30 protein-coding genes are annotated in these 26415 nt (G+C 37.4%); 15 read left to right on the forward strand and 15 right to left on the reverse strand.

The features are described from left to right. Positions 1-179 precede the first annotated feature (179 nt). Genes sufC through sufB form a run of 5 tightly spaced genes read left to right on the forward strand, consistent with a single transcriptional unit; the run spans position 180 to position 5360 of the window. The gene (gene sufC, locus RTP99_RS14145) at positions 180-965 is read left to right on the forward strand and encodes a Fe-S cluster assembly ATPase SufC (protein WP_000929157.1); all 786 of its coding nucleotides are present in this window, start codon (positions 180-182) and stop codon (positions 963-965) included. Positions 966-980: 15 nt separating this feature from the next. Then, positions 981-2273 (forward strand): Fe-S cluster assembly protein SufD, encoded by a 1293-nt coding sequence (gene sufD, locus RTP99_RS14150; protein ID WP_000152160.1) that lies wholly within the window; start codon positions 981-983, stop codon positions 2271-2273. Then, entirely contained in the window at positions 2273-3493 is a 1221-nt protein-coding gene (gene sufS, locus RTP99_RS14155; protein ID WP_001020761.1) for a cysteine desulfurase SufS, read from the forward strand. The genes sufD and sufS overlap by 1 nt, the downstream gene beginning before the upstream one ends. Then, entirely contained in the window at positions 3483-3914 is a 432-nt protein-coding gene (sufU, locus tag RTP99_RS14160) for a Fe-S cluster assembly sulfur transfer protein SufU (RefSeq protein ID WP_000009523.1), read from the forward strand. The genes sufS and sufU overlap by 11 nt, the downstream gene beginning before the upstream one ends. Before the next feature lie 48 nt (positions 3915-3962). Continuing rightward, positions 3963-5360, forward strand: a complete 1398-nt coding sequence (gene sufB / locus RTP99_RS14165; protein WP_001118823.1) for a Fe-S cluster assembly protein SufB — start codon at positions 3963-3965, stop codon at positions 5358-5360. Between the two features lie 241 nt (positions 5361-5601). On the opposite strand, the gene RTP99_RS14170 is transcribed toward sufB, so the two are convergent. Together RTP99_RS14170 and RTP99_RS14175 are read right to left on the reverse strand one after the other, a co-directional pair. Further along, positions 5602-6348 carry a VanZ family protein gene (locus RTP99_RS14170; protein ID WP_000151201.1) on the reverse strand — a complete coding sequence of 249 codons (747 nt, stop codon included), beginning with the start codon at positions 6346-6348 and terminating at the stop codon, positions 5602-5604. Further along, entirely contained in the window at positions 6348-6677 is a 330-nt protein-coding gene (locus RTP99_RS14175; protein WP_000356633.1) for a PadR family transcriptional regulator, read from the reverse strand. Before RTP99_RS14175 ends, RTP99_RS14170 begins: the two co-directional genes overlap by 1 nt. Positions 6678-7275: 598 nt before the next feature. Here RTP99_RS14175 and RTP99_RS14180 point away from each other — a divergent pair. From RTP99_RS14180 to yunB, 3 genes are all read left to right on the forward strand, one after another. Next, complete coding sequence (locus RTP99_RS14180) at positions 7276-8667, forward strand: bifunctional metallophosphatase/5'-nucleotidase (protein ID WP_071713399.1); 1392 nt, start codon at positions 7276-7278, stop codon at positions 8665-8667. A gap of 65 nt (positions 8668-8732) precedes the next feature. After that, positions 8733-9035, forward strand: a complete 303-nt coding sequence (locus RTP99_RS14185; RefSeq protein ID WP_000248463.1) for a YunC family protein — start codon at positions 8733-8735, stop codon at positions 9033-9035. Positions 9036-9089: 54 nt separating this feature from the next. Next, complete coding sequence (gene yunB / locus RTP99_RS14190; RefSeq protein WP_011040810.1) at positions 9090-9821, forward strand: sporulation protein YunB; 732 nt, start codon at positions 9090-9092, stop codon at positions 9819-9821. Positions 9822-9857: 36 nt separating this feature from the next. Here the strand turns inward: yunB and RTP99_RS14195 are convergent, their stop codons facing one another. Continuing rightward, positions 9858-10841 carry a M23 family metallopeptidase gene (locus RTP99_RS14195; protein ID WP_000944661.1) on the reverse strand — a complete coding sequence of 328 codons (984 nt, stop codon included), beginning with the start codon at positions 10839-10841 and terminating at the stop codon, positions 9858-9860. A 189-nt stretch (positions 10842-11030) separates the two neighbouring features. On the opposite strand from RTP99_RS14195, the gene lipA reads away from it, so the two are divergent. After that, positions 11031-11927 (forward strand): lipoyl synthase, encoded by an 897-nt coding sequence (gene lipA / locus RTP99_RS14200; protein WP_000166370.1) that lies wholly within the window; start codon positions 11031-11033, stop codon positions 11925-11927. A gap of 20 nt (positions 11928-11947) precedes the next feature. On the opposite strand, the gene RTP99_RS14205 is transcribed toward lipA, so the two are convergent. Further along, positions 11948-12427 (reverse strand): YbaK/EbsC family protein, encoded by a 480-nt coding sequence (locus RTP99_RS14205; protein WP_000272744.1) that lies wholly within the window; start codon positions 12425-12427, stop codon positions 11948-11950. A 74-nt stretch (positions 12428-12501) separates the two neighbouring features. Next, the gene (locus tag RTP99_RS14210; RefSeq protein ID WP_000721033.1) at positions 12502-13056 is read right to left on the reverse strand and encodes a histidine phosphatase family protein; all 555 of its coding nucleotides are present in this window, start codon (positions 13054-13056) and stop codon (positions 12502-12504) included. Positions 13057-13188: 132 nt separating this feature from the next. Between RTP99_RS14210 and RTP99_RS14215 the strand changes: the two genes are divergently transcribed. Then, the gene (locus RTP99_RS14215) at positions 13189-13632 is read left to right on the forward strand and encodes a hypothetical protein (RefSeq protein ID WP_000738183.1); all 444 of its coding nucleotides are present in this window, start codon (positions 13189-13191) and stop codon (positions 13630-13632) included. 23 nt (positions 13633-13655) lie between these two features. Here the strand turns inward: RTP99_RS14215 and RTP99_RS14220 are convergent, their stop codons facing one another. Next, positions 13656-14471 carry a YhfC family intramembrane metalloprotease gene (locus RTP99_RS14220; RefSeq protein ID WP_011040809.1) on the reverse strand — a complete coding sequence of 272 codons (816 nt, stop codon included), beginning with the start codon at positions 14469-14471 and terminating at the stop codon, positions 13656-13658. Between the two features lie 100 nt (positions 14472-14571). On the opposite strand from RTP99_RS14220, the gene RTP99_RS14225 reads away from it, so the two are divergent. Further along, positions 14572-15303, forward strand: a complete 732-nt coding sequence (locus RTP99_RS14225; protein ID WP_000178117.1) for a MerR family transcriptional regulator — start codon at positions 14572-14574, stop codon at positions 15301-15303. Between the two features lie 38 nt (positions 15304-15341). On the opposite strand, the gene RTP99_RS14230 is transcribed toward RTP99_RS14225, so the two are convergent. After that, the gene (locus RTP99_RS14230) at positions 15342-15920 is read right to left on the reverse strand and encodes a YhcN/YlaJ family sporulation lipoprotein (protein WP_000744038.1); all 579 of its coding nucleotides are present in this window, start codon (positions 15918-15920) and stop codon (positions 15342-15344) included. 118 nt (positions 15921-16038) lie between these two features. Here RTP99_RS14230 and RTP99_RS14235 point away from each other — a divergent pair, with 118 nt between their 5' ends. Further along, entirely contained in the window at positions 16039-16341 is a 303-nt protein-coding gene (locus RTP99_RS14235) for a YutD family protein (RefSeq protein ID WP_000435941.1), read from the forward strand. A gap of 36 nt (positions 16342-16377) precedes the next feature. Here RTP99_RS14235 and RTP99_RS14240 read toward each other — a convergent pair whose 3' ends face one another. The 3 genes from RTP99_RS14240 to glpX form a co-directional block, all read right to left on the reverse strand. After that, on the reverse strand, positions 16378-16875 hold the full coding sequence (locus RTP99_RS14240) for a hypothetical protein (protein WP_001174570.1): 498 nt from the start codon (positions 16873-16875) through the stop codon (positions 16378-16380). 371 nt (positions 16876-17246) lie between these two features. Then, complete coding sequence (locus RTP99_RS14245; protein WP_000392606.1) at positions 17247-17513, reverse strand: DUF3055 domain-containing protein; 267 nt, start codon at positions 17511-17513, stop codon at positions 17247-17249. 17 nt (positions 17514-17530) lie between these two features. After that, complete coding sequence (gene glpX / locus RTP99_RS14250) at positions 17531-18502, reverse strand: class II fructose-bisphosphatase (protein WP_000439091.1); 972 nt, start codon at positions 18500-18502, stop codon at positions 17531-17533. Between the two features lie 147 nt (positions 18503-18649). On the opposite strand from glpX, the gene RTP99_RS14255 reads away from it, so the two are divergent. From RTP99_RS14255 to RTP99_RS14265, 3 genes are all read left to right on the forward strand, one after another. Beyond that, entirely contained in the window at positions 18650-19090 is a 441-nt protein-coding gene (locus RTP99_RS14255; protein WP_000274011.1) for a DUF86 domain-containing protein, read from the forward strand. A 71-nt stretch (positions 19091-19161) separates the two neighbouring features. Then, positions 19162-19794, forward strand: coding sequence for a helix-turn-helix transcriptional regulator (locus RTP99_RS14260; protein ID WP_000503352.1), 633 nt, complete (start codon positions 19162-19164; stop codon positions 19792-19794). 109 nt (positions 19795-19903) lie between these two features. Further along, on the forward strand, positions 19904-20668 hold the full coding sequence (locus RTP99_RS14265) for a TIGR01457 family HAD-type hydrolase (protein ID WP_000276467.1): 765 nt from the start codon (positions 19904-19906) through the stop codon (positions 20666-20668). Between the two features lie 225 nt (positions 20669-20893). Here RTP99_RS14265 and RTP99_RS14270 read toward each other — a convergent pair whose 3' ends face one another. The 5 genes from RTP99_RS14270 to RTP99_RS14290 all read right to left on the reverse strand — a co-directional run bounded on the left by RTP99_RS14270 (position 20894) and on the right by RTP99_RS14290 (position 26344). Next, a complete protein-coding gene (locus tag RTP99_RS14270) occupies positions 20894-21475 on the reverse strand; it encodes an NAD(P)H-dependent oxidoreductase (protein ID WP_000683407.1) in 582 nt (193 codons plus the stop codon). Between the two features lie 544 nt (positions 21476-22019). Then, positions 22020-22835: an HAD family hydrolase gene (locus RTP99_RS14275; RefSeq protein WP_000575371.1), complete on the reverse strand. Its 816-nt coding sequence runs from the start codon at positions 22833-22835 to the stop codon at positions 22020-22022. Beyond that, a complete protein-coding gene (locus RTP99_RS14280; RefSeq protein ID WP_000241499.1) occupies positions 22832-23944 on the reverse strand; it encodes a cysteine protease StiP family protein in 1113 nt (370 codons plus the stop codon). The genes RTP99_RS14275 and RTP99_RS14280 overlap by 4 nt, the downstream gene beginning before the upstream one ends. 5 nt (positions 23945-23949) lie before the next feature. Continuing rightward, positions 23950-25296: a phosphoribosyltransferase family protein gene (locus RTP99_RS14285; RefSeq protein ID WP_000856289.1), complete on the reverse strand. Its 1347-nt coding sequence runs from the start codon at positions 25294-25296 to the stop codon at positions 23950-23952. Further along, entirely contained in the window at positions 25241-26344 is a 1104-nt protein-coding gene (locus RTP99_RS14290) for an HpcH/HpaI aldolase/citrate lyase family protein (protein ID WP_001106074.1), read from the reverse strand. Before RTP99_RS14290 ends, RTP99_RS14285 begins: the two co-directional genes overlap by 56 nt. Positions 26345-26415 lie beyond the last annotated feature (71 nt).

Below are 26415 nucleotides of genomic sequence, written 5' to 3' on the forward strand. Positions count from 1 at the left end.
GGTGTATCATATAAGGATGCAAGTGAAATACTTATATACATTTGTGAAAAAATTGTTACTTTTTTTCATCGTTTGCGATATCATTTTATTTGATATAAAATTAGAATGAGAATAAAATGAGAATATGAACGTTTTAGGAATTTTTAAAATGTATATATAGGATTAATGGAGGTATTGAGATGGCTGGTTCTACATTAACGGTTAAAGACTTACACGTATCAATTGATGGCAAAGAAATTTTAAAAGGTGTAAACCTTGAAGTAAAAGGTGGAGAAATCCACGCAATTATGGGACCTAACGGAACAGGTAAATCAACTTTATCTTCTGCAATTATGGGTCACCCAAAATATGAAGTAACAGAAGGTAGCATCATCATCGACGGTGAAGATGTATTAGAAATGGAAGTAGACGAGCGCGCGCAAGCAGGTCTATTCCTAGCAATGCAATATCCAAGTGAAATTAGCGGAGTAACAAACGCTGACTTCTTACGTTCTGCAATTAACGCACGTCGTGAAGAAGGCGATGAAATTTCTCTTATGAAATTTATCCGTAAATTAGATAAAAACATGGAATTCCTAGAAATGGATCCAGAAATGGCACAACGTTACTTAAACGAAGGTTTCTCTGGCGGTGAGAAAAAACGTAACGAAATTCTTCAATTAATGATGATTGAGCCAAAAATCGCAATCTTAGACGAAATTGACTCAGGTCTTGATATCGATGCATTAAAAGTTGTATCTAAAGGTATTAACGAAATGCGCGGCGAAGACTTCGGTTGCCTAATGATTACGCATTACCAACGTTTATTAAACTACATCACTCCAGACTTCGTTCACGTTATGATGAACGGTCGTATCGTTAAATCTGGTGGCCCTGAGCTTGCACAACGTCTAGAAGCTGAAGGTTACGACTGGATTAAAAAAGAATTAGGTATTGAAGACGAAACAACAGAGCAAGAAGCGTAAGAGAGGAGCATAAACATGACAATCGGTACATTACCTTTCGATCAAGAAACAATCCGTCAACGCGCAAGCGAAGTAAACGAAGCAGCTTGGTTGACTGAGTTCCGCTTACAAGCTCTTGCACAAGCAACTGCACTTCCAATGCCAACTCCTGATAAAACGAAAATTGACAAATGGGACTTTATCGGAAAAGGCGACGCTGCTAAGCAAGAGCCTGTAAGTTCTTTAACAGAGCTTCCAGAAGCAGTGAAAAACTTAATCGATGAAAATAACAGCGTATTAGTGCAACGTACTGGTACAACTGCATTCGTTTCTTTAGCAGACGAAGCAAAAGAAAAAGGTGTTATTTTCACAGACATCGTAACAGCTGCAACAGAGCATGCTGAACTAGTACAAAAGTACTTAATGAAAGACGGCGTGAAGGTAGACGAGCATCGTCTAACTGCACTTCATGCTGCATTAATCAACGGTGGTGCATTCGTATATGTTCCGAAAAACGTTGTTCTTGAAACGCCACTTCAAGCTGTATTCTTAGTAGACGGCGAAGAAGCTAACGTATATAACCACGTATTATTCGTAGCTGATGCGAACAGTACTGCAACTTATGTAGAAAACTACGTTGCAAATGAAAATGCTAAAGGTATTGCAAATATCGTAGCAGAAGTAATCGTGGAACAAGGCGCACAAGTGAAATTCGGTGCGGTTGATTTATTAGCAAAAGACGTAACAACTTACGTTAACCGCCGCGGTATTGTTGGACGCGACGGCCGCGTTGATTGGGCTCTAGGCCTTATGAATGACGGAAACACAATTTCAGAGAACGTTACAAACTTAATGGGCGACGGTTCATATGCTGATACGAAAACAGTAACAATTGGCCGTGGTAACCAAACACAAAACTTTACAACTAAAGTTGTTCACTTCGGTAAACATTCTGAAGGTTGGATTTTAAAACACGGTGTACAGAAAGATAGTGCAACATCTATCTTTAACGGAATTGGTAAGATTGAACACGGTGCATCTAAGTCAAATGCACAACAATCTTCTCGCGTTCTTATGTTAGATGAGAAAGCACGCGGTGATGCAAACCCAATTCTTTTAATCGACGAAGATGATGTAATGGCAGGTCACGCAGCTTCAGTAGGTCGCGTAGATCCAACTCAACTATACTACTTAATGAGCCGTGGTATTCCAAAACGCGAAGCAGAACGTTTAGTCATCCATGGATTCTTAGCACCTGTAGTTAATGAGCTTCCAATTGAAGGAGTAAAGGCACAGCTTGTTGAGGTAATTGAAAGGAAAGTTCGCTAATGAATATTCATGAAATACGCAAACAGTTTCCAATTCTTGATCAAAAAGTGAACGGCAAACAACTTGTTTATTTCGATAGTGCAGCAACTTCTCAAAAACCAATTCAAGTCATTGAAACGTTAGAACGTTACTATAAAGAATACAATTCTAACGTGCATCGCGGTGTTCATACGCTCGGTACGAAAGCTACCGACGCGTATGAAGGTGCACGCGAGAAAGTTCGCAAGTTTATTAATGCGAAATCAATGGAAGAGATTATTTTCACGCGCGGAACGACAACTGCATTAAATACAGTAGCGGCTAGCTATGGTCTTGAAAATGTAAAAGAAGGCGATGAAATCGTTATTTCTTACATGGAGCACCATAGTAACATCATTCCGTGGCAACAAGTTGCGAAGAAAACTGGTGCAACTTTAAAATATCTTCCGCTTCAACCAGATGGGACAATTTCAATAGAAGATGCTCGTCAAACAATTACACCGAATACAAAAATCGTTTCTATCATGTATGTTTCTAATGTACTTGGAACGATTAACCCTGTAAAAGAAATCGGAGCAATCGCACATGAGAATGGCGCAATTATGGTCGTTGACGGTGCACAAAGTACACCTCATATGAAAGTAGATGTACAAGATTTAAACTGTGATTTCTACGCATTATCTGCTCATAAGATGTGCGGACCTACAGGTATCGGCGTATTATATGGTAAGAAAGAATTGCTAAACAATATGGAGCCAATTGAATTTGGCGGTGAAATGATTGATTTCGTAGATTTACAAGAATCTACTTGGAAAGAGCTTCCGTGGAAGTTTGAAGCAGGTACACCGATTATCGGTAATGCAATCGGACTTGGTGCGGCAATTGATTTCCTAGAAGAAATCGGTCTTGATAATATTGAAAAGCATGAGCATGAATTAGCGCAATACGCTTTAGAAAGACTATCAGAAGTAGATGGCGTTACAATTTATGGTCCAAAGCATCGCGCTGGTCTTGTTACATTTAATATTGAAGACGTACATCCTCACGATGTAGCGACAGTATTAGATGTAGAAGGCATTGCAGTTCGCGCAGGACACCACTGTGCACAACCGCTTATGAAGTGGCTGAAAGCTTCTTCAACAGCACGTGCGAGCTTCTATTTATATAATACAAAAGAAGAAATTGATACATTTGTTGAATCGCTAATCAAGACAAAGGAGTATTTCACAAATGTCATTTAATAATTTAGATACGTTATATCGTCAAGTTATTATGGATCATTACAAAAATCCTCGTAACCATGGCGTGCTAGAAGATAGTGTTACAGTTAACTTGAATAATCCAACTTGCGGCGATCGTATTCAACTTACGATGAAAGTAGAAGAAGGTATTGTGCAAGAAGCGAAGTTTGAAGGAGAAGGATGTTCTATCTCAATGTCTTCAGCTTCCATGATGACACAAGCAGTAAAAGGTAAGAAAATTGAAGAGGCGCTTCAGCTTTCTAAAATTTTCTCTGACATGATGCTAGGAAAAGAGTACGATGACAGCATCGATTTAGGAGATATTGAAGCATTACAAGGCGTATGCAAGTTCCCTGCACGTATTAAATGTGCAACATTAGCGTGGAAAGCGTTAGAAAAGGGCTTAAACGAAGATAAGTAATGTTAAAGGTTCCTAAAAACGAGGTTATCTAAGGAGGGACACACCAACATGGCGAAGCAACTGCCAGATATCGGCGATTATAAATATGGTTTCAAAGACAAAGACGTTTCGATTTTCCGTGCTGGACGCGGTTTAACAAAAGAGATCGTTGAAGAGATTTCACGTATGAAAGAAGAACCACAGTGGATGTTAGACTTCCGTTTAAAATCACTGGATAAGTTCTATGAAATGCCAATGCCACAATGGGGCGGCGACTTAAACGACTTAGATTTCGATGAAATTACGTACTACGTAAAACCATCTGAGAAATCTGAGAAGTCTTGGGATGAAGTACCTGATGAAATTAAAGCGACATTTGATAAATTAGGTATTCCAGAAGCTGAGCAAAAATATTTAGCTGGTGTATCTGCACAGTACGAATCTGAAGTTGTATACCACAACATGAAAGAAGACCTAGAAGCTCTAGGAATCGTCTTTAAAGATACAGATAGCGCATTAAAAGAGAACGAAGATATTTTCCGTGAGCATTTCGGAAAAGTAATCCCACCAACAGACAACAAATTCGCAGCATTAAACTCTGCAGTTTGGTCTGGTGGATCATTCATCTATGTTCCAAAAGGTGTGAAAGTTGATACACCACTTCAAGCGTATTTCCGTATTAACTCTGAAAATATGGGACAATTCGAGCGTACGCTTATCATCGTAGACGAAGGCGCACACGTACACTACGTAGAAGGTTGTACAGCACCTGTTTACACGACTAACTCACTTCACAGTGCGGTAGTAGAAATCATCATTAAGAAAGATGCATATTGCCGTTATACAACAATCCAAAACTGGGCGAACAACGTATACAACCTAGTTACAAAACGTGCGGTTTGTGAAGAAAACGCAACGATGGAATGGATTGACGGTAACATCGGATCTAAATTAACGATGAAATACCCAGCAGTTATCTTAAAAGGCGAAGGCGCTCGTGGTTTAACATTATCTATCGCGATTGCTGGTAAAGGCCAACACCAAGATGCTGGTGCAAAAATGATTCACTTAGCACCAAACACGTCTTCAACAATCGTTTCTAAATCGATTGCGAAGCATGGTGGTAAAGTAACTTACCGTGGTATCGTACACTTCGGACCAAAAGCGAAAAACTCTCGCTCTAACATCGAATGTGACACGTTAATCATGGATAATCAATCTACATCTGATACAATTCCTTACAACGAAATCAAAAACGATTACGTTTCACTTGAGCACGAAGCGAAAGTATCGAAAGTATCAGAAGAACAATTATTCTACCTAATGAGCCGCGGTATTTCTGAGCAAGAAGCTACAGAAATGATCGTAATGGGCTTCATCGAGCCATTCACTCGCGAACTTCCAATGGAATACGCAGTTGAAATGAACCGCCTAATCAAGTTTGAGATGGAAGGTTCTATCGGTTAATATATGTATGAAGAAAGCGCCCTGCTGTGCAGGGCGCTTTTTTTATTGTGTGAGCTTGGCTTGGGGTGGGGTTAGCCGAGATACCCAGGTGGGTTTCTGGCTAAATATATCAGCGATTTTTCAAATATATCGACGATAACTCCGAATATATCAGCGATTATTTCAATATATCGACGATTCGACAAGGAATATCGACTTATCAACAAATTACGACAGGAAGAACAGGTCATATACCCCGAACCTAAATCGTATCCACCTTATCCACAGATTTAACACGTTCCAAAATATACTTCGTCCCAACAAAAGAACCGTAGCCAATTAAAGCTCCTAGCATATTGAGTATGATGTCATCAATATCGAAAACACCAGTAAAGGTAAGGAGTTGTAACGATTCAATTAATAAAATGAACTTAATAAAAATTTTGGATGCTATTTTTACATTGTTAATTTGTTTAAATAATAAAGGTAGCAGGAATCCGAATGGGATGAATATGATGACGTTTCCTAATGTGTTCATAAGTACGATTTCTATATTATAAGGATCTAGTAAATGAGTAGGATCGAATCCACTTAAATAGTTGATTGTACTTCTGAAAGGAATTAAGTTTATTAACCCACCGTGTATAGCATGCCAGTCACCTGTTTCAAAGAAGTACTTCAGATTACCAAAGTAAAAGGCTGACCTCCCGAGCAATAGTTTAAATAACAAAACAAACGAATACGGTAAAAACAATCCCCAGCCAATCCACTGTACATATTTTTGTGTAGAAGATTGCATCGCTTTTTCAATTTCAGTTCCTAAAGTAGAGGCTTCTCCAAAGTTTTGAATGGCTAATGCAGTAGCTTCTTTTTCAGATTTTCCTTGATCGAGAAATTCTTGTTTTAAGCTTATGAGATGATCATAAATTTCGAAGTATAGTTCGCTTTTATCAGATTGGGATAGGTTTGTTTTTTGAACGATACTCTTTATATATTCTTCAATCGTCATTAATTTAAAGCTCCTTTCTGACAAGTTTTAATAAGAGCTGTAACTGAATCCCACGCTGTTAGTTTTTCTTCTAAAATTTTCTTTCCGTTCGTAGTGATGCGATAAAATTTTCGTTTCATACCCGTTTCAGATTCACCCCAGTAGGAATTTATTAAATCCTTTTGTTCCAGACGTTTGAGTGCTGGATAGAGTGTACCTTGGCTCATTGTGTATAAATCATTGCTGTTTTCTTTTAGCTTTTGAATAATTTCATATCCGTACGTATCGTGCTGTTTAATGATGGAGAGAAGTAAAATATCAATACTTCCTTTTAATATCTCTTTATCCATTTTATGGTTCACCACCTTATAATGAGATTGTAACACGACATATGTCGTGTTACAAGGTATATGTGCATGAGTATACCCCTGCTAGTATACATTTCAATATATCAGCGATTTTTCAAATATATCGACGATTATTTCAATATATCAGCGATTATTTCAATATATCGACGATTCGACAAGGAATATCGACTTATCAACAAATTACGACATAGCAGAGCGGGCGTATACCCCTCAATATTTAGATGATATGCATGAAGTGGCCGAATGGAAGTAGTTGAGGCTAAGATATTGACAAACCCCCACAAGGAATCCCCAAACCCCCACAAGGCCCCCCACAAGGAAATCCACCAAACACCTCGTAAAACACTCAACAAACTTTCTGACAAATCCCCCCCACGTTCTACCAACTAACCCAACAATTAAAAAAGAAAGTTTTTCATATGAAAAGGGCAATCTTTTGCTTTTTCTCACAATGCGAGTACAATGTAAAATAGCAAGAAAAGACGAAAAGTATTTACAGGATTATTGCGTGCGCATAGCGTAAATGGCAGTAAGGAACTGAGAGGAGGTTTTTTCTCTGAATATAAATAAAGAAACAATTATCCACCTTTATCATACAAACGATATACATAGTCATTTTGAAAATTGGCCGCAAATTTCTCGGTTTGTACAAGGAGAGAAAAAGCGAAGGCAGGAAGCGGGAGAGACCGTTTTGACTGTAGATATCGGCGATCATGTGGATCGTTTTCATAGTATTTCGGAAGCGACGAATGGGCTTGGCAATACGAAGCTTTTAAATGAGGCGTTATATGATTATGTAACGATCGGAAACAATGAAGGAATTACGTTAGCGAAGGAGCATTTGAATCGTTTATATGATGATGCTGGATTTGAGGTGCTTGTCGCGAATTTATTTGAAAAAGAAGGGGTACGTCCAGAGTGGGCAAAGCCTTATAAATTACATACAACGACAGATGGGATTACGATTGCTTTTATCGGATTAACGGTTGCGTATCCAGAGTTTTATCAAATGTTAGATTGGCATATTGAAGATCCAATCGAGCATTTAGAGTCTATTTTAGAAGAAGTGAGAGGTGAGGCTCATATAACGGTTGTCCTTTCTCACCTTGGAAAAAGCATGGATGAGCATATGGCGGAGCATTATGATATAGATGTTATTTTAGGGGCACATACGCATCATTTATTTGAGCGTGGTGTTCTTATGAATAATACGTTACTATGCTGTTGTGAGAAGTGGGGACGTTACGTTGGGCACGTTCAACTTACTGTGGATAAAGAGACGAAGAAGTTGTTGAAAAAGGATGGTAGAGCGATTAAAACTGAACGTTTAGGTGCTTATAGCAAACCGTTATCCACAATTGAAGCGCTGCAGGAAGAAAGTGAACATATTATGGAAGAGCCTGTCGTTCATTTAAAGGAATCATTACCGGTTAATTGGTTTCATGAGACAGCATTTTCGCACATGTTAGCAAATGCGCTGAAAAACTGGTGTGGTGCAGAGATTGGCATGGTGAACGCTGGTGTACTTCTTGAAGGATTAGAAGAAGGCGTTGTGACGCGCGGAGATATTCACAGAATTTGTCCACATCCCATTAATCCATGTTTATTGAAAGTGCCTGGGAAAACGTTACGAGAAGTGATCTTGAAAGCACGTCGCCCGAATATGGAGAACCTTGAGGTAAAAGGATTCGGATTCCGCGGGAAAGTAATGGGAAAAATGATTTACGCTGGTGTAGAAGTCATTCCAGATACGATTCCTGGGAATAAAATTTTACTCGAAGATGTATTGATTAACGGAGAATCGCTTGAGTTAGATCGTATATATACAGTAGGAACGATTGATATGTTTACATTCGGCTACTTATACCCAGAGCTATCCACACTTTCTGACAAACAATATTATATGCCAGAACTACTTAGAGATGTGTTAACAGACATGTTAATAACTTATACATCTTCCGTCAAACTATAGGCTAGTTAACTTGTAACACTCATTTTTCTCTTGTCATACAGATAAGAAAGAGAGGAGTGTGAACTATGGTTAATGTGGAGCCAATTATAATCGATAATTATACGTTTATTGCGGTTAGCGTCAAACTTCCAAAGACAAATTTGCTAGCTGTAATGAGCGATAAAGGATATATTATGTGCGGTGCATTAGATGTAGGTCTTTTAAATGAGAAGTTAGGGGATCGAGGTATTATTGCTGGCCGCGCGGTTGGTGTAAGAACGATTGAACAACTTCTTGAAGCACCGCTAGAATCAGTAACGATTGAAGCCGAAGCGTTAGGTATTACGGCTGGCACAATCGGAAAAGAAGCATTATTAAAAATGAGATAAGCATATATCGTCCCTCCTTCTTGCATAGAAATGATATAAGAAGGAGGGTTTTGTATGAGTATATTTCGTTCGAAAAATTCGCGGTTTCGAAGGGGACCTATTTCCTTTCGGCACATACTGCTTATGTCGTTTATTCTTTTTATTATATTACTCGTGCAAGGATTATGGATTGTGAATAGCAGCATTCAGCCGACATTAATGAAATATGGAGAAGTAGAGACACATAAAATGGCGACAGCGGTTATGACGAAGGCGGTAAAAGATAGGATCGATGAGGGATTCGATGTCGATTCATTAATGAAAGTACAAAATGATAAAAACGGTAAAGTGTCCACAATTAATTTAAATACGAAGCAAGTAAATGAAATCGTAACGTCAACGACCACATACATAGAAAAATATTTACAGCAAGTAGAACAAGGGAATTTGAAGGGGCTAGGTATTTCTGAAAAAAATGGGGCAACGATGGCAGTTCCGTTTGGCCGTGTAACAAATAATGCACTTCTTGGAAATATCGGACCCGACATTCCAATTGATTTCACAACGATTGGTCATGTGAATACGGATATTAAACAAAAAATTGAGCCGCACGGAATCAATACGACAGCGATTCAAATTATTATGGAGATGGAAGTGACGTTGCAAGTCATTATTCCATTTCATACGAAAGAAATAAAAGTAAAACAAGATGTTCCGATTGCGACGCGTATCGTTCAAGGGGAAGTGCCTACGTATTATGGAAGCGGAAGTGTTGCTGTACCTGATAAAAAGAAAACGGATAGTTAGTCGAATATAAAAAATAACCGTAGCAATGTGCTACGGTTATCGTTTTGTATTCGCGCGTTCTTTTCGCTCCCAAAGACTTAAATGCATGTATGGATCAAAAGCCCATTCTGTATAACCATTGTCTTTATACATGCCGAAATGTAGGTGGGGCGGGAATTTTCCAGCTGTGCCAGGAGGGCCGTAACCGGTGCTACCAACAAATCCGATTACTTTTCCAGGCTCGACAATTTGCCCAAGCTGTATTTCTTTTGAGAATCCGCCTAAATGAGCGTAATAATGGTAATTATTATGAAGGTCGCGAATGCCGATGCGCCATCCGCCAAGGCGGTTCCAGCCTTTTGTTTCAATAATGCCATAGCAAGTGGATCTTACTGGTACGCCATAGCCTGCAAAAATATCAGTTCCTTCATGAACTCTTCTTCCTCCAAAGCTTCTTCCAGCGCCGAAAGTACTACGGTAGCTATGGTCACTGCGAATAGGGAGAGGAAACGCATTTCCTTCTAAATTAATACGTCCATAATGTTTATAAATTTGGGCGTATTCGGTAATTAATTCAACTGTTTTCGCACGTCTATAATATTCCCAGAGCATGATTTTAATACGTTCTTCTGACGTTCCTTGTTTCTTTAAAATCGTTGCTGCTGTATGCAAAAGATCACGGTCGTTATTTGCATTTGCAAATCCATCTTTGTCACCATCTAAACCTAACCCGCCAAATAGAGCAATTGTATGGGGGAGAGTGTCGTTACCATTAACAGGTCCAGCCCATATTTCTGGTTTGAAATAAAGGGAAATGATGGCATCTGGTTTTTTCGGAATATCTTTTCTTACGCTCCGTATATTTCTTTCGTATTGATCCATTGCAGCTAAGTAATACCACGGAATGCCTGAAGCTTGCTCGGTTTCTTTATATAGTGCCATGCGCTTTTCGTATATGCTTTGCTGATTATCTTCACCGTAAGCGATGTTTTGGTGGAGAAGAAAGCAAATCGAAAGCAAAAGAGAAATTTTTCGAAGCATGAAATAGACTCCTTTCACATCATCACTCTTTTTAGTGTGGGATATACGGAGTATTTCATTATAGGGAACGATTGGAAAAAATCTTAGAATCTTCATTTGAGCAAATCGCTTTCATACGTTAGAATAGATATGTTACATTGAAAGAAGCGAACACGGTAAACTATTTCATATTGTGCGGAGTTGATAACCATGACAAAACAAACAGAATATAAGCGCAAGCCCGAATGGTTGAAAATTAAGTTAAACACGAATGAAAACTATACAGGCTTAAAGAAAATGATGCGTTCTAAAAATCTTCATACAGTTTGTGAGGAAGCAAAATGTCCGAATATTCATGAATGCTGGGCTGTAAGAAAAACAGCAACATTTATGATTTTAGGTGCGGTTTGTACACGTGCTTGTCGTTTTTGTGCGGTTAAAACAGGCTTACCAACTGAGCTTGATTTACAAGAGCCAGAACGCGTAGCAGATTCTGTAGTACAAATGGGCTTAAAGCACGTTGTTATAACAGCGGTTGCACGTGATGATTTAAAAGATGGTGGAGCAGCTGTTTTTGCTGAAACAGTACGCGCTGTACGTCGTAAAAATCCATTTACGTCAATCGAAGTATTACCATCTGATATGGGTGGAGTAGAAGAAAACTTAAAAATGTTAATGGATGCAAAACCAGATATTTTAAACCATAACATTGAAACAGTACGTCGATTATCTGACCGAGTTCGCGCTAGAGCAAAATATGATCGTTCATTAGAGTTTTTACGTCGAGCAAAAGAAATGCAGCCTGATATTCCAACTAAATCGAGCATTATGGTGGGCTTAGGTGAAACGAGAGAAGATTTAATTGAAGCAATGGATGACTTACGTGCAAACAATGTGGATATTTTAACTCTTGGACAATACCTACAACCATCTAAGAAGCATTTACCAGTTCTTAAATATTACCCACCAGCAGAATTTGCAGAGCTAAAAGAAATTGCACTTAGCAAAGGCTTTAGCCACTGTGAAGCTGGCCCACTTGTGCGTTCTTCTTACCATGCGGACGAGCAAGTTCGTTCTGCAAAAGAAAACACAGCAGAAGCAAAATAATGAAAAAAGGGAGCTAATGATTAGCTCTCTTTTTGTTTGTACTCCAAAACAGTATTTGAACATGTTAATAAAATCTTTTTTAATTCTTCTGTGGATAATTCAATTGTAAATTCAGGTACACCAGGTGTAATTAAAATTTTATCGTACGTATAAATAGCGTTATCCACAATAATTGTTACATCGTGTGAATACCCGAAAGGAGCTACACATCCCGGCGTACAACCAGTTTTGTCTCGCAGTTCATCAGGAGAACAGAGAGATAAGCGTTCTCCCGTTAGTTCTTTCATCTCTCCGCGGTTAAGCCTTGTGCCCTCTAACGTGAAAAATACGTAATAATCTCCAGCCTTTGATTTTAAAAATAAGCTTTTACTTGGAGTGCCTTGTAAGCCAAGCCTCTCGCGTACGATCCGATCTGTCTCATAATCGAGTACCGGTTCATGTTCAAACTTTTCATAAGAAACATTTGTTTTATGTAGTAAAGCAAGTACATCTTCGTACATATGGAGTGATACCCCTTTCTATTATTAGTACAGTTTCTTCTCGTGGCGTCAACTGAATGTGTTGGAAAGAGATATTACTTGGACGGTGCTTTCCATAATCGTTTTAGGCTACATTGTTCATCAATTGTAATTTCGTACATATCAGGATTCGTTAAAGCTTTCCATTCATGAAAGCCGATCGTATGATCAAAGTGCTTTAAAATGAGCGTAAGTAAGTTTCCATGTGTAACGAGTAATATTGTAGTATGGTTTAATTTTAAAACGTCTTCGATAATCGATATAGCACGGTCCGTTGCTTGTTTTGTTGACTCTCCGCCTGAAAAGGCAATATCTATATTTATAAAAGTAGATTCTAGTTTTTGCATCCAATCGTCCATTGGAACGTCGCTTAATATGCGTTCAGCTAATCGTTCATCTTCTTGGATAGACAAATTAGCTTGGAGTGCATAGGGCCGAATAGAATCGATAGCTCGCACAAATGGGCTTGAAATAATATGATCTATTTGTAGTTGGTTTTCTAAGAGGAATGTAGCAAGGGTGTTTGCTTGTTTTTTTCCATCGGTCGTTAATTCGGCATCACGTTCTTGGCCAGTTGCTGAACAATGTCGTATTACAATAATTTTCTTCATAATTCATCCCCATCTTTCAAGTTGACGCTATATACTTCGACAAATGCGAAAAAAATTCCTTTTTATTGGAAACGGCATAGTGATTTATATATGTGGAAAAGTAATGTGGATAATGAAAATTGAGGTGCCAGTATGAAAAAAATGATATGTATCGTACTCATGATGTGTTTTCTGACGCAAATGTCCACAACATATGCACAGTCCAATCAAAAGTTAGGTTATCCAAGTAATCGAAATAAGCCATTTGTGAGCGAAGATGTGTTTTACGAACAGTTAGATAAGAAAATGTATAAAGAATACAATAATGCAGCGTATAGTGTTCGAAAAAAGATTTTATTTAAAGAAGTACCCGATGAAGAACTTTCTTTTCTACAAAAAACAGCCGCGGGTTGTCGGGGTGAAGTGGTGCTTCAAGATTCTTTTATTCACCCTGATCGCCAAGTTTATTTTTTCGCTTCCTTTTCTCAAAATGAAGTAGAAGAGTTACACAAGTACATCGTTATAGATGCAGAAACAAAGAAGGAGCTGCAAAGTGGCAAAAGTTATCATCACTATGATAATCCTTATAAAAAATAACCCACCAATTGGTGGGTTATTTTTTATTCCGGCACACTCATTAATTTCTCTTTCATTTTACGAATAAGAATGATAGCACCAATTGTGAAGAGAAGGGTGATTCCTTCTGCAACAAAGATGTTAATTGTTTTCGTTTGGTAAAGTGCCGCGAAGAAGTCTACAAGTGCGTGGAATAGTATAGCGTACACAAGGAAGATATATTTCTTCTGCTTCACTGCGTATAAGACAAGCATTGTAAAGGCGATTTGCAGCACGAGTGCCATAATTCTTTCTAAGCTACCAAGGAAGTATAAGTAGGCAGGTTGCTGAATTAACATGTCTTGTAGGCGGCTTAGTTCTGGCATTTTTTCGACCATCTGGGCGAAGCTACCGTTGTTAATTGAATTCGCAAATATAAGTGCTTGGAATGCAGAGAATCCGCCAACTAAAATGGATTCTATCCCGCCGTGACCTATTCCGTAAGCAAAGCCATCTTTATATTCTTGATATTTTTTTAGTAGGAAGAAGAAGGCAACGAAGCGTCCTAATTCTTCAAAAATACCAGCAGTGAGTCCGCCATAGAGTGCGAAGACAAATGGATTTTCTAAAATTGGAGCGATTGCTGGATTACCGCGCATAAATAGGTGGAATGGTGTTTCGAGAATTTGGGTAAATCCGATAAAGATAAGAACACCAACGCCGACCACTTTCCAATTTATATTATATTTTTTACGGAAATAAACGAGTACAATAATTGGGACCAGAATCGAGACAATGAGTTGAAAGATGATGCTGGCAATTACAGTATTTGAAACCATACTTTCACCGCTTTCTAATATATGTACATATCTATTATGCATGAAATATAGGAGAGATGAAACTTTTTAAGATAAAATGAATTTACTTATTGACTCTAACGTTGCGTCATACTTTATCGTATGTATTAAGGGGGAGATACACATGACAATGAAGGTAAAAGAAGTAGCTAGTTTAGTTGGAATTAGTGTGCGCACACTGCATCATTACGATGAAATTGGGTTGTTAACCCCAGACGAGACGACAGAGTCTGGATATCGTTTGTATTCCAATGAAAATTTAGAGACGTTGCAGCAAATTTTATTTTTTAAAGAACTAGGCTTCCCTTTGAAGAAAATTAAAGACATTATCATGAGTCCATCATTTGACCGGAAAGAGGCACTGCAGCTTCATAAAAAAATGCTTCTTGAAAAGCGTGCTCGGTTAGATAAAGTGATTGCGACGATTGATAAGACAATTCAGCATACAAAAGGAGAGATTGAAATGACGAACAAAGAGAAATTTGAAGGCTTCGATTTCAGCCATAATCCGTACGAAGAAGAAGCGCGTGAAAGATGGGGAGACGCAGCTGTAGATAAAGCGAATGAATATGCGAAAGGTATGTCAAAAGACAATCAAGAAGAGTTTAATACGATTTATAGAAACTTAGCGGCGCTTAGACATGGTGCACCAGATTCTAAAGAGGCACAAGAAGCAATTGGAGTATGGTACAATTACTTGCAAAACTTCGGTGAATATTCATTAGATGCTTTTAAAGGACTTGGTCAAATGTACGTCGCTGATGAGCGCTTTACGAAAAATATCGATAAGTTTGGTGAAGGATTAGCTCAGTTTATGTGTGATGCGATGGAGGTTTACGCAAATCGTAAGAAATAGTAAAAAAATAAAGAAGATGGAGGTTTTCTCCACCTTCTTTATTTTTTTATCATATCATTCAAAGTCTGATCCCCCGTATTGTTCAAATGAGGATTTTTACTCATTTCACGTTTTAACATATCGAGGCTCTGTGTATATTCTGTATCATTTAAGGCACCAGATTGAAGGCCTTGAATTTGAGAAATCAACTTTTGGTCTGTTGATACATATGCTTTATAATAGCGAGGGACGATGGACAAAGCAGCTCGATATACTTGATCCGCTACGAGTTTTGGATCTGTTGTGTTTGCACGGTATACAACAAATACTTCATCATCGGTAACGAGCGTAGCAGCGTTTGTAACGTCAGGAAGTTTGACTGTCATGCTTGTAATCATTTCAGCGACTTTCTCACGGTTAATGGCTCCTACTTGTTTGTTAGACACTTCATGCTTTTGTTTAGATGAATAACCGACTCTTGTAAGCCGTGTATTTGTATTTTCCGTATGATACATGTCGTTTTTATTGGAAACAAGAACACGACTTCCTTCTTCACGTTCCATTTCGGCTTTATTCGTTGATTGGCAGCCTGCAAATAAGGAAAGAGTGAGAAGAGAAAGGATAATTTGTTTTTTCACGATGTATCACCTCCTTCTCCATAGCATGCACTAATTTTCAATTTTTTGTATTTGAAATTGTTGGTTGGTATGCTTTGTGATACGATAAAAAGAAGAATGCTTAGAGAGGAAGTTAATGATGGAGCAAAAGCAAGAGATTCATGCTACGGTGAGCATTAATAATGTGCAGTACGAAGTAATTAAAAACTTTCGTGACGGTTTTAGTGAAGAAGCATTTAAAGAGCGCTATGCAGAAATTTTAAATAAATATGATTACATCGTTGGGGACTGGGGTTATGAGCAACTTAGATTGCGCGGCTTCTTTGATGATAGTAACCAGCGTGCGACATATGATACGAAAATTAGTACGTTATCGGAGTATTTATACGAGTACTGCAACTTCGGTTGTGCACATTTCGTATTACGAAAAGTGAAGAAATAAAAAAATCCTCTTACGATTGTAAGAGGATTTTTTGCATTATAAACAAATCGAGATACGATCGCCTTCAGAAAGTATTGTATTTGGTTTCATTTGTTGTCCGTTCAATTGAATATCACCGTTTTTAATTTTATTCACAATGCGTGTACGGCTCCAGTCGGAAATATATGTGGATAAAGTTTTATCCATCCGGTGGGAACCGAAAACGAGGTCTAATACAATTGTGATTTCGGCTATGCCACTTTCTTTATGCTGTGTAATGGAAATGGTAGTAGTTGTTTCCGTTTGATCTTGCTGAGGCATATCGACTGTTTCCACATGATCAGTAAATGATTTATAAATACGAAGTTTTTGATTCCACGTATGATCTTTCGGGCATTTATAAATAGCAAAACGATATATATTTTTTCCGTTGGCATTATGCCTACGAATATTTGTGTCGGTAAATAGGGTAGTGCGTCTGCAATTTTTACAATACTTTTCGATTGTGTTTTGTTCGTTTTCATATAAACTCCAAGAAAGTTGTACTTTCTGCATTTTCCTTCACCTCTTATAGTAGTGGCAAAGAAACGTAATACAGCTATTTGGATGTCTTGTAGTATGAAGACATGAGGAAAAGACAAAAATAAAAGGAGGTTCCCCAAAGAGGAACCTCCGTAAACATCATACTACAGATGCAATACGTTCCTTTGTAATGGGAATGGGCAGACTACTCCCTTGAAAAAGCATGGTGCTTTTTTGAGAGTAATGCTATCCAATTGCTGGTCCATTACAAAGTAGTTATTGGCATACGTAGATAACGTCCTTTCTATCCAAATAGATTTATTTTTCATTATAACACAGAAGATTGAAAATTGAAAATTCTTATGATAAAAAACACCAGCTAAAAAGCTGGTGCCTAAAATAAATTATATAAGTTCAAATAAAAATGAGCGTAGTTCTTCTGCAATTTCTTCAGTCATAGAAAATGCGTGCTCTAAGTAGCCTGGTTCGTTTAAATCGTCAGCGCCGATGATTGCGAATTTATTACGCTGCATATCAAGGACAATTGTTTTACCGTAATGACGATCGGAGTATAATAGCGCTAAATCGTGACGCTCATTTTCTCCCATAAAGCTTACGAAACGAGTTTTTGTAGCGACAGTGTCGTCGTACAGAAAGAAACGTTCTTCCATACACATGGCTCCTTTTATTAAATATCTAAGTTTAAGTGTGGCTTATGATCTAAATGGTGATGCGTTTTAATGAATCGTACTGTTCTTGTTTTGTAACGCATTACGATAGAGTATGTTTCAGCTAAATCTCCGCCTAGGAATTTTACGCCGTCTAATAATTCACCAGCAGATACACCAGTTGCTGAGAAGATTGCGTCATCACCAGATACTAAGTCTTCTAGCATTAGAAGTTGACGAGGGTCTTCTAATCCCATTTCACGGCAACGAGCTTCTTCTTCTTCGTTCATTGGAACTAAGCGAGCTTGCATTTCACCTTCAAGGCATTTTAATGCTGCTGCAGAAATAACACCTTCTGGAGCTCCGCCGATACCTACGAATAAGTCGATACCTGTTCCAGGTAGTGCTGTTGCGATTGACGCACCAACATCACCATCACCAAATAATTTTACGCGTGCACCTTTTGCACGAACACGATCAATAATATCTTGATGACGTTCACGTTCTTGAACGATAACTGTTAGATCGCGAATCTTTTTATTGTTAGCTTCTGCTACAATTTCAATTGTTTTTTCAATTGGATCATCTAAGCTAATTTTACCAGCTGCTTTTGGACCAACCGCGATTTTTTCCATGTACATATCAGGAGCATGAAGAAGGTTTCCTTTATCTGCGATTGCGATAACTGCCATTGCATTTGCAAGACCTTTTGCAACGATGTTTGTACCTTCTAATGGGTCAACGGCGATATCTACTTCTGGACCGTTACCTGTTCCTAGTTCTTCACCAATATATAACATCGGTGCTTCATCAAGTTCTCCTTCACCAATTACAACTGTACCTGCCATGTTTACTGAATCGAACATATCACGCATTGCTGTAGTTGCTGCATCATCTGCTTCGTTTTTCTTTCCGCGGCCCATCCACTGTGCGGATGCTAATGCTGCTGCTTCTGTTACACGGACAATTTCTAGTGCGAGTTCACGTTCCAAGGTTCCATTCCTCCAATTTCAAAAATCATACAAATATAACTATAACAAATAACGGAGAAAAGGTGAATTCGAAAAATTGTCGATTTTTTCAGAAGAAAGCGTTACAATTAAAATGTAAATGCTTTAATTTCCAGGTAGGTGACATTCATGTATTTTGTAGACAGAAAGAAAATAGAACAAATGCTAGTATGTTTAGAACGAGCAACAAGTACATTTCAAGAGAAAAAGATATATGAAACCGAGTTTGAATTTTACGCATTAGAACGCATAGCTCATCTAATGATTGATTGTGTATTAGATGTAGGGAATGCGATGATTGATGGATTTATTATGCGCGATCCAGGAAGTTATGAAGATATTATCGATATTTTAATGGACGAGCGAGTGATAAGTACAGAAGATGGACAAGGGATGAAAGAAATTATCCTTCTTCGAAAAATGCTTACGCAAGATTATATTCAAATGAATCATGATGAATTATATAAGACGATTCAAAAACATATTGCAGTGGTAGAGAAATACCCAGCAAATATTCGCAGTTATTTAGAGAAGGAATTAGGACCTGTATCTGCATTTGTACCAGAATAATTATGCTTATAAGATCCCCAGGGAATGCCTTTTGGGGGTCTTATATTGTATGTGAGGGAGAAGGGTGAAGCATGGGGGAAGCACGTACGACGAAAGATGAAATTGTGCAGTTGTTGAAAGTAAAGGGAGAGCACACCGTAGCGGAACTAGCTGAAATTTTAGAGATTACAGAAATGGCAATTCGAAGACATTTAAGTAATCTTGAGAAAGATGGTTTCATCTATTCCAAGATGGTAAGGCAACATGTCGGAAGACCAACTTATTTGTATGGATTAAGCGAAAAGGGAGAAGATACATTTCCGAAAGAGTATAAGCAATTTGCGATTGATATGCTAGAAGATTTAGCTCGAATGGGCGATGAAAAAATACTTCGTTACGTTTTAAAAGAGAGAACGAAGCGTATGGAAGAACAGTTGCAAAAGCGAGTGAGTAATCAAAAGAATTTAGCATATAAAGTGCAAGAGATAGCAGCTATGCAAGAGAAAAATGGTTATATGGTTCAAATCAAGAGAGATGGAGAGAACTCTTTCGTAATTGAAAAACAAAACTGTCCGTTAAAGGAAATTGCAGAGAGATTCCCGCAAGTGTGTGAAGATGAAAAAGAGATGTATAATCGTTTATTTGCGAACGCAGATGTGAAAACGCTAGCAAACATGTGCGAGGGCGATTGTAGTTGTTCTTACCAAATAAAAGAGAAAAAATGAACGTTATGGGGCGCTTTAAGGTAAAGCGTTTTTTTCTTTTGGAAAAGCGGGTAATATAAGAGTGGTATGATAAGGTGAGAACGTTAGCATAGAAGGAGAGACATAATCGATGTATAAAGGTTACTTAATTGACTTAGACGGTACAATGTATCGCGGAGAAGAACAAATTGAAGAAGCAAGCGACTTCGTCAAAGCGTTAGGAGAGCGCGGCATTCCGTATTTATTCGTTACGAATAACTCAACTCGTAAACCAGAACAAGTGGCAGAAAAACTTGTTCGTTTCGATATTCCAGCGAAAGCAGAGCAAGTATTCACAACGAGTATGGCAACAGCAAACTTCATTTACGAACGTAAACAAGACGCAACTGTATATATGATTGGTGAAGAAGGTTTACACGATGCGCTTGTGGAAAAAGGATTTGAACTTGTAGATGAAAATCCTGATTTCGTTGTTGTTGGTTTAGATCGTGACATCACATATGAAAAATTAGCAAAAGCTTGTCTTGCTGTGCGTAACGGCGCAACGTTTATTTCTACAAATGGAGACATTGCCATTCCGACTGAGCGCGGATTATTACCAGGTAACGGTTCATTAACATCAGTTGTAGCAGTATCAACAGGTGTGGATCCAATCTTTATCGGAAAACCAGAATCAATCATTATGGAACAAGCCTTGAAAGTGCTTGGCATAGAAAAGAATGAAGCATTAATGGTTGGGGATAACTACGATACAGACATTTTAGCAGGAATAAATGCTGGTATGCATACACTTCTTGTCCACACTGGAGTAACAACTGTGGAGAAGTTAACAGAATACGAAGTTCAACCGACGCAAGTTGTGCATAACTTGACGGAATGGATTGAGAAGATGTAATGAAAAAAGCTGTTCCAAACTTTGGAGCAGCTTTTTTCTAATATTTGCGGGTAGCCCGATTGGTGTGGGCTAATATTCAGTTGTAATTAGTGTCGTTTTTTGTCGATAAGTCGATATATTTAGAAAATCGCCGATATAATTTGAGTTGCGCTGATATATTTAGAAAATCGCCGATATAATTTGAGTTGCGCTGATATATTTAGAAAATCGCTGATATAATGTTATTTAAAACGCACGATTCACAACATCTTTAACCTCTTCAAGATATTGTTTACGCACACTATCATCCACAGAAGGGACACTTGTATAGAATGTATGCTCAATTGTTTCAATGCCTGTAAATTCAAAAATACCAACATCTGCTGTTTTCTTCATTGCTTCAAACATACCCCCTGCTGTGTATGCCTCTTTCGTATTTCCCATTGTAGATAATAATAATCCTTTTTTACCGCTTAATAACTTCTCGATGCCATTTTCACCGTAAGCATAAGCGAAGCCGTGGCTAAATACACGGTCAACGTATCCTTTTAAAATAGCAGGAAGTCCCGCCCACCAAACTGGGTAAATGAATGTAATGCTATCAGCCCAAGAGATATGCTCTTGCTCTTCTTTAATATCTGCTGGTGTGTTTCCTTGAGAAAATGAGATGAAATCGGAAGCGCCTAATACTGGGTTGAAGTTTAATTCGTATAGATCGCGAACGCGTACCTCATGACCTTTTTCTTCTAATTCCTTTTTTACCGTTTCTAAAATCGCATGGTTGAAGCTTTCTGTATTTGGGTGTGCATAAACGATTACATGTTTCATTGTTCTTCCTCCTATTTGTGGATATGTGAATGGTTTCACTGTAACCATTATTGTTACTTCTTTTGCGAAAGTCAAGTAATACATATGTATAAAAAGACGCCTCAAATCGTCTTTCTACACTCCGCTCATACAAAGAACAAAGAAAACAAATAAAATGATAACAATACCAATGCCGAAGTTAAATACGAGAGTACTATCCATATTATGTAACCTCCTTGTTTGAAAGTAAAAAGCACTCTAGCCAAGAGTGCTTCTTTATTTTGAGTCTACTTCGCAACTTTTAGAAAGGGATTCATGCGTGTAAAGAGTTACATTATTTTATGTGTTTATGCTTTGAAATGAGTAAGTCCTTGTAAGGTATAGAAAAAAAGACACTCTTTCGAGTGTCTTTCAAGATGACAAAATGTGCCAATTGCTTGAGTTTGATAAGGCGCTAATATCCGTTTTAACGCCTTTTCTTTGATCAAGAAGTGTAGCAACAGCGATTCGAATAAATTGTACCATTTGTTCCATGGGCGTGCGTATGCAATTGTGCATATTTCAATTATGAGGTAGGTGATGAACTGTGAATGATTTGAAGTGATTTACTTACGATTTCTTCTGCGGCATATATGCCGATTGCATCTGTTTTTACAATATGGGGTTGTAAATGATTATATGTTGCCCCTAATTCACCATGAAGTGGTGCGAAGGCATAGTTCGCCTTTTCAAGCATGCATAAATCAAGTAAAGAATCCCCAGCTGTAATAATAGTATCCATTTGTAGTATTTCTTGTATATATTGCACGGCGTCCCATTTGTTAATTGGTTTTGGTACAAAGTATAGTTTCCTACCTTGAAGTGAATGATTCCAGCCCTGTTTGTCTAACCAGGAAGTGAAGGATGATAATTCATCATAAGGAATGTTCTCTCGTTTAATGATGCAATAGTGGAATAAATCATCAGCCGTTTTTTGTGATATAACCCAATCTTTATGAGCGATTTGTTCAAATTCCTTTAGTATATCGTTCCTCTCTATACATTCTACTGAAATTCTTTTTTTTATTTCTTTGTTCCAAGTAACATCTTGCTTACCGTTATGAAGGATATTACCGCCGTTACTTGTAATGGCATATTCAGGAATGATTTCATTTTGGAATAAAGTAATACGTTGAAATTGTTCAATCGTTCTTGTTGTAACTGGGATAAAATATGAATGCAGTTGCAATTTTATTAGTAGTGTAATGGTTTTATATGTTATGAAAGAAATTTCTTTTCCATCTAAAGTTTCAATGAGCTGAATTGAATTATCTTCTATATGAGCACGAAATGATTTACGGGAATAAATAAGTGTCTGATCAAGATCACTGGCGAAAATCATATCGTATTCCCCCTAAGAGGCTTAATGAGTCCGCAACATGAATAAGTCATATTCTCATATATTTCAACAGGGACATTCTTTTCTTTAGCAAGAAGTAAAATATGCTTTAAATCAGGAGTGTCTTGCTTTCGTATTAAAATTTTCCACGGTATTCTCCGGAGTAATACGCGAGTTGTTTCACCGACTCCTGGTTTAATTAGATTAATATCATCAATTTCAAAGTGAGTTTGGATAGATTGTATATCTTTTAATCCTTGCCAAGATGGATCGGTGTATGTTGAAGCAATATAATGTAATTGATTATCTATATGAGAATGAACAGAAGGGAATAAATCTGTTATCTCATCGATAAAGAAATTTGATAAATCTTCTTGTTCTAGCTCTTTATAATATTTAACACCATGAAAATCATTTGGGTCAATATAGGTGTCATTTAGTACAGTGCGGCTAATTAGTCCAGAGACGGTCGCACTTAAGCAAGCACTAGGGATAAGAAAATCTTCGCGTGTACCGTAAATTGAAGTACAGTAACCGGGATCAGCAAGTACAGCCATACAATGAGAAAGGTGTGTATTATTTCTCTCGTTAAATGTATGTACTGCCTGTTCCAATTCCTTTTTTATTGCGCCCTTTCCAGTCCAGCCATCAATGAATTGAATTGTTTCTGTAGGATGATGTTCTAAAATATAGTGAAGTGCATTTTCATCGATGCCGCGTCCACGAATAATAGAAATACAATAGTGAGGTACATCAAGGTTATATTGATAGCGTATGTAGCGTTTTATAAGAATACCAATAGGTGTACCAGCACGCGCTAATGAGACGAGGACGAGATTCGTTCCTTTAGTCTGTATAATTTGTTCAGCGACAACTCCGACAGCGATGGCTAGTTTGTGTTTGTAATGTTGCAGGGAAGAAAAGAATAAATCCATATATGCTTTAGATGGTTTATATTCCGTTGGTAACATTTCAGAATAATGTATGCCAGCTTGAATGGCTTGTTCTCTCGTTTCTGTGGAACTTTCTTTCATTAAATCACTAATATCTTTTAATAGAAGAATAGCATCATTTGGATCGTAACTACTAATATGGGAATTTACCTTTACCATAATTATCAACCTTCCTTTTCTATGCTATTTGAAAATGAGACGATATGAATACAAGGAATAACTGTTTGTAAATGCTGTAGAAGAGGTGATAAGGCTTCTTCTCCTACATCACGTTCCATAAACACAAATACTTCATCGTATTCATGGGGTGAAATATTATAAAAGTAATTTGTAATAGTAGAATCTTCGGGATTTGGATAAGAGAAATGATTATGAATGGCGTAGTTCACATCATTTGAAACAGGGTGGATAGGGCTTCGTGTTGTAGATTGATATAAAATATTTTCACCCATTTCAGCAGCAATTTTCATTGGAATATACATAAACTCACCCGTTCCGAGGCAGAGTGTTCGTTTTCCAATTCTTTTTCTTTGTAACATTTTTCCTGCTTCTTGAGCAAAAGAATGAATGTGCTTTTGTTCATATGATGAAATGCCAAAGCGTCCAGTATATTTTATATAATTTGATGTATAGGATAATGCTGGACAAATAATCGTATGTTTTTTGAAATAAGGTTTTGTTTCTTCAATATGAGTATCTGTTTTTGTAATATTCAATGGCTGGCCAGTTGTGTGAATGCGGCCTTCTAATAAAGAAATAACATGAATTTTTATTTGAAGTTCTTCTTCTAGTTGTTTAAATTGTCTTCTATTAGTATTAGAACGCCAGTCTAATAAAGAAGCGATGGTATACTCTTCTCGTGGAAATTGCTGTTGAATAGACCTGATAATATTTAGTGCGGTTTTCCCAGTTGTCATCTCATCATCTACGAGAATGATTGGATTGTTGTTTTGAAAAAAGCTTTTATCCACATAACAACGGTGTGATGTTGCATGGGAATGTTCTTCCTCAAATGTAATGACAGATTCGAGATTGGGTATCGATTCCCTAGTTGTATGTACATACTTTGCATTTTGAAAGCATTGAAACATAGAATGGCCAAGTGCTGTTGCTGTTTCAGCGAATCCGATAAATAAAACTTCTTCTGGCAAGGGATATTGATAATGAAATATTTCTTCTGGAATTTCATCAACTTCTAATGAAATAAGATTTAAAATTTCTTTTTGAAATGGATGAAAAGTATTATGTAGTATTTCCATATATCTTGCAGCGAGAGCAAATCCACTTGCTAGAGAGACTGCAGGTTTAATAGGAAGATGCTTTCCAAGAATTGTACTTACAAATAAAAAACTCCGCTTCTTATTGATTCTCGCAGCCATTTGAAAAAGATTGTCTAATTCTAAGTTATATGGATTATCACGTACTTCTACATGAACCTTTATATTATTCAAAACGTTATACGTGTTGTTTTGCGTTTGTAATAAGGAGATCGGTGAATTGTTTGTTTTCATGTAGCACCCCGTAAATATTAGATTTTAAAATGGTTTTGCGAGCCCAGTTATAATGGGGCTTTACTTCATTCATTTTGTTAGCAAAACTGCTTTTTAGCACTCCGTTATACGTATTTGCATGTTGTAAAATTGACCTTGCGTCTAAATAATCTTCCATTGTAACAATGTGCATTGCTTGTACAACTTTAATATGAGATGGGTGAATGACTGTCTTTCCAATTAATCCATTTGCATGGTCAAGCGATACCTCTTGAATGAGCCCTTCTTCGTAATCATTAGAAAAATATTCCCATACACATCCTGAAATAACATATCCATTTGTTGCTCTGGAGAAAATATTAATAATGTCGGAAATACAATCACGAACAACAGTAATATGATAGATAGGGGTGTGTTTATTACGCCGAATACCAAATATGCTTGAAAAATCAGTAGCACCAATGCGTACATTTAAGATGTAATCACGATAGGAATCTAGTAGATCTTTTATTTGTAACAATGATTTTACACGTGTTTCTCTATACATAATTTCTGGGGATTCTAAAATCGGCATTCCGTAAAGGGATAATGAATATAGCTTGTTTATATAGGCAAGCTGATCGATATAAGACTTTCCATTAACGGGTGTGAATTTTGGAAAGACAAAACCACATAAGCAATGAACCGCACTACCTAATTCAGTAACAATTGTCCTCATTTGACTTGGCTGTCTAACTCTAATAAAAAGAAGGGGGATGTCTGCTTGATTTAGTATGTTATCACTGACCAAGTTGGAGATTTGCTGTATTTGAAAGACGATATTTTGCTCTGCAAACTTTACTTCCTTATCGCTGATAGAGTCTTCTAGACAAAAAATAATCGAGGTAGCTTCCACATGTTTTTTTCTAATTATATCTTCCGCGATAGTTTCTTTCGTGCCAGGAGTATATAGTGTAGCACCTAATGCGTACGCTAATTGCTCTTTCTCTATATTTTTTGAAAAACTAAGAGGTTCTTTATAGAAAAAATTTTGACGTTCTTCTAAGGAGAGATAAGAAAAATAATTCAAATTGTCACCACCTTATTTCAAATGATTCTGTTTAATCGTAACATAATAAGAAATATCTTCCATGGAAATAA

This window comes from Bacillus sp. (in: firmicutes), assembly GCF_031983925.1.
GTDB classification, from domain to species: domain Bacteria; phylum Bacillota; class Bacilli; order Bacillales; family Bacillaceae_G; genus Bacillus_A; species Bacillus_A pacificus.

Bases quoted from the DNA above. Each gene is read 5' to 3' on its own strand.
- sufD (WP_000152160.1), top strand. From the start codon at position 981: ATGACAATCGGTACATTACCTTTCGATCAAGAAACAATCCGTCAACGC.
- RTP99_RS14265 (WP_000276467.1), top strand. From the start codon at position 19,904: ATGTATAAAGGTTACTTAATTGACTTAGACGGTACAATGTATCGCGGA.
- sufU (WP_000009523.1), top strand. From the start codon at position 3,483: ATGTCATTTAATAATTTAGATACGTTATATCGTCAAGTTATTATGGAT.
- sufC (WP_000929157.1), top strand. From the start codon at position 180: ATGGCTGGTTCTACATTAACGGTTAAAGACTTACACGTATCAATTGAT.
- RTP99_RS14275 (WP_000575371.1), bottom strand. From the start codon at position 22,835: ATGATTTTCGCCAGTGATCTTGATCAGACACTTATTTATTCCCGTAAA.
- RTP99_RS14245 (WP_000392606.1), bottom strand. From the start codon at position 17,513: ATGGAAGAACGTTTCTTTCTGTACGACGACACTGTCGCTACAAAAACT.
- sufB (WP_001118823.1), top strand. From the start codon at position 3,963: ATGGCGAAGCAACTGCCAGATATCGGCGATTATAAATATGGTTTCAAA.
- RTP99_RS14240 (WP_001174570.1), bottom strand. From the start codon at position 16,875: ATGCAGAAAGTACAACTTTCTTGGAGTTTATATGAAAACGAACAAAAC.
- RTP99_RS14175 (WP_000356633.1), bottom strand. From the start codon at position 6,677: ATGGATAAAGAGATATTAAAAGGAAGTATTGATATTTTACTTCTCTCC.
- RTP99_RS14225 (WP_000178117.1), top strand. From the start codon at position 14,572: ATGACAATGAAGGTAAAAGAAGTAGCTAGTTTAGTTGGAATTAGTGTG.
- RTP99_RS14210 (WP_000721033.1), bottom strand. From the start codon at position 13,056: ATGAAGAAAATTATTGTAATACGACATTGTTCAGCAACTGGCCAAGAA.
- yunB (WP_011040810.1), top strand. From the start codon at position 9,090: ATGAGTATATTTCGTTCGAAAAATTCGCGGTTTCGAAGGGGACCTATT.
- RTP99_RS14270 (WP_000683407.1), bottom strand. From the start codon at position 21,475: ATGAAACATGTAATCGTTTATGCACACCCAAATACAGAAAGCTTCAAC.
- RTP99_RS14215 (WP_000738183.1), top strand. From the start codon at position 13,189: ATGAAAAAAATGATATGTATCGTACTCATGATGTGTTTTCTGACGCAA.
- RTP99_RS14170 (WP_000151201.1), bottom strand. From the start codon at position 6,348: ATGACGATTGAAGAATATATAAAGAGTATCGTTCAAAAAACAAACCTA.
- RTP99_RS14195 (WP_000944661.1), bottom strand. From the start codon at position 10,841: ATGCTTCGAAAAATTTCTCTTTTGCTTTCGATTTGCTTTCTTCTCCAC.
- RTP99_RS14260 (WP_000503352.1), top strand. From the start codon at position 19,162: ATGGGGGAAGCACGTACGACGAAAGATGAAATTGTGCAGTTGTTGAAA.
- RTP99_RS14185 (WP_000248463.1), top strand. From the start codon at position 8,733: ATGGTTAATGTGGAGCCAATTATAATCGATAATTATACGTTTATTGCG.
- lipA (WP_000166370.1), top strand. From the start codon at position 11,031: ATGACAAAACAAACAGAATATAAGCGCAAGCCCGAATGGTTGAAAATT.
- RTP99_RS14285 (WP_000856289.1), bottom strand. From the start codon at position 25,296: ATGAAAACAAACAATTCACCGATCTCCTTATTACAAACGCAAAACAAC.
- RTP99_RS14280 (WP_000241499.1), bottom strand. From the start codon at position 23,944: ATGGTAAAGGTAAATTCCCATATTAGTAGTTACGATCCAAATGATGCT.
- sufS (WP_001020761.1), top strand. From the start codon at position 2,273: ATGAATATTCATGAAATACGCAAACAGTTTCCAATTCTTGATCAAAAA.
- RTP99_RS14255 (WP_000274011.1), top strand. From the start codon at position 18,650: ATGTATTTTGTAGACAGAAAGAAAATAGAACAAATGCTAGTATGTTTA.
- RTP99_RS14235 (WP_000435941.1), top strand. From the start codon at position 16,039: ATGGAGCAAAAGCAAGAGATTCATGCTACGGTGAGCATTAATAATGTG.
- RTP99_RS14220 (WP_011040809.1), bottom strand. From the start codon at position 14,471: ATGCATAATAGATATGTACATATATTAGAAAGCGGTGAAAGTATGGTT.
- RTP99_RS14205 (WP_000272744.1), bottom strand. From the start codon at position 12,427: ATGTACGAAGATGTACTTGCTTTACTACATAAAACAAATGTTTCTTAT.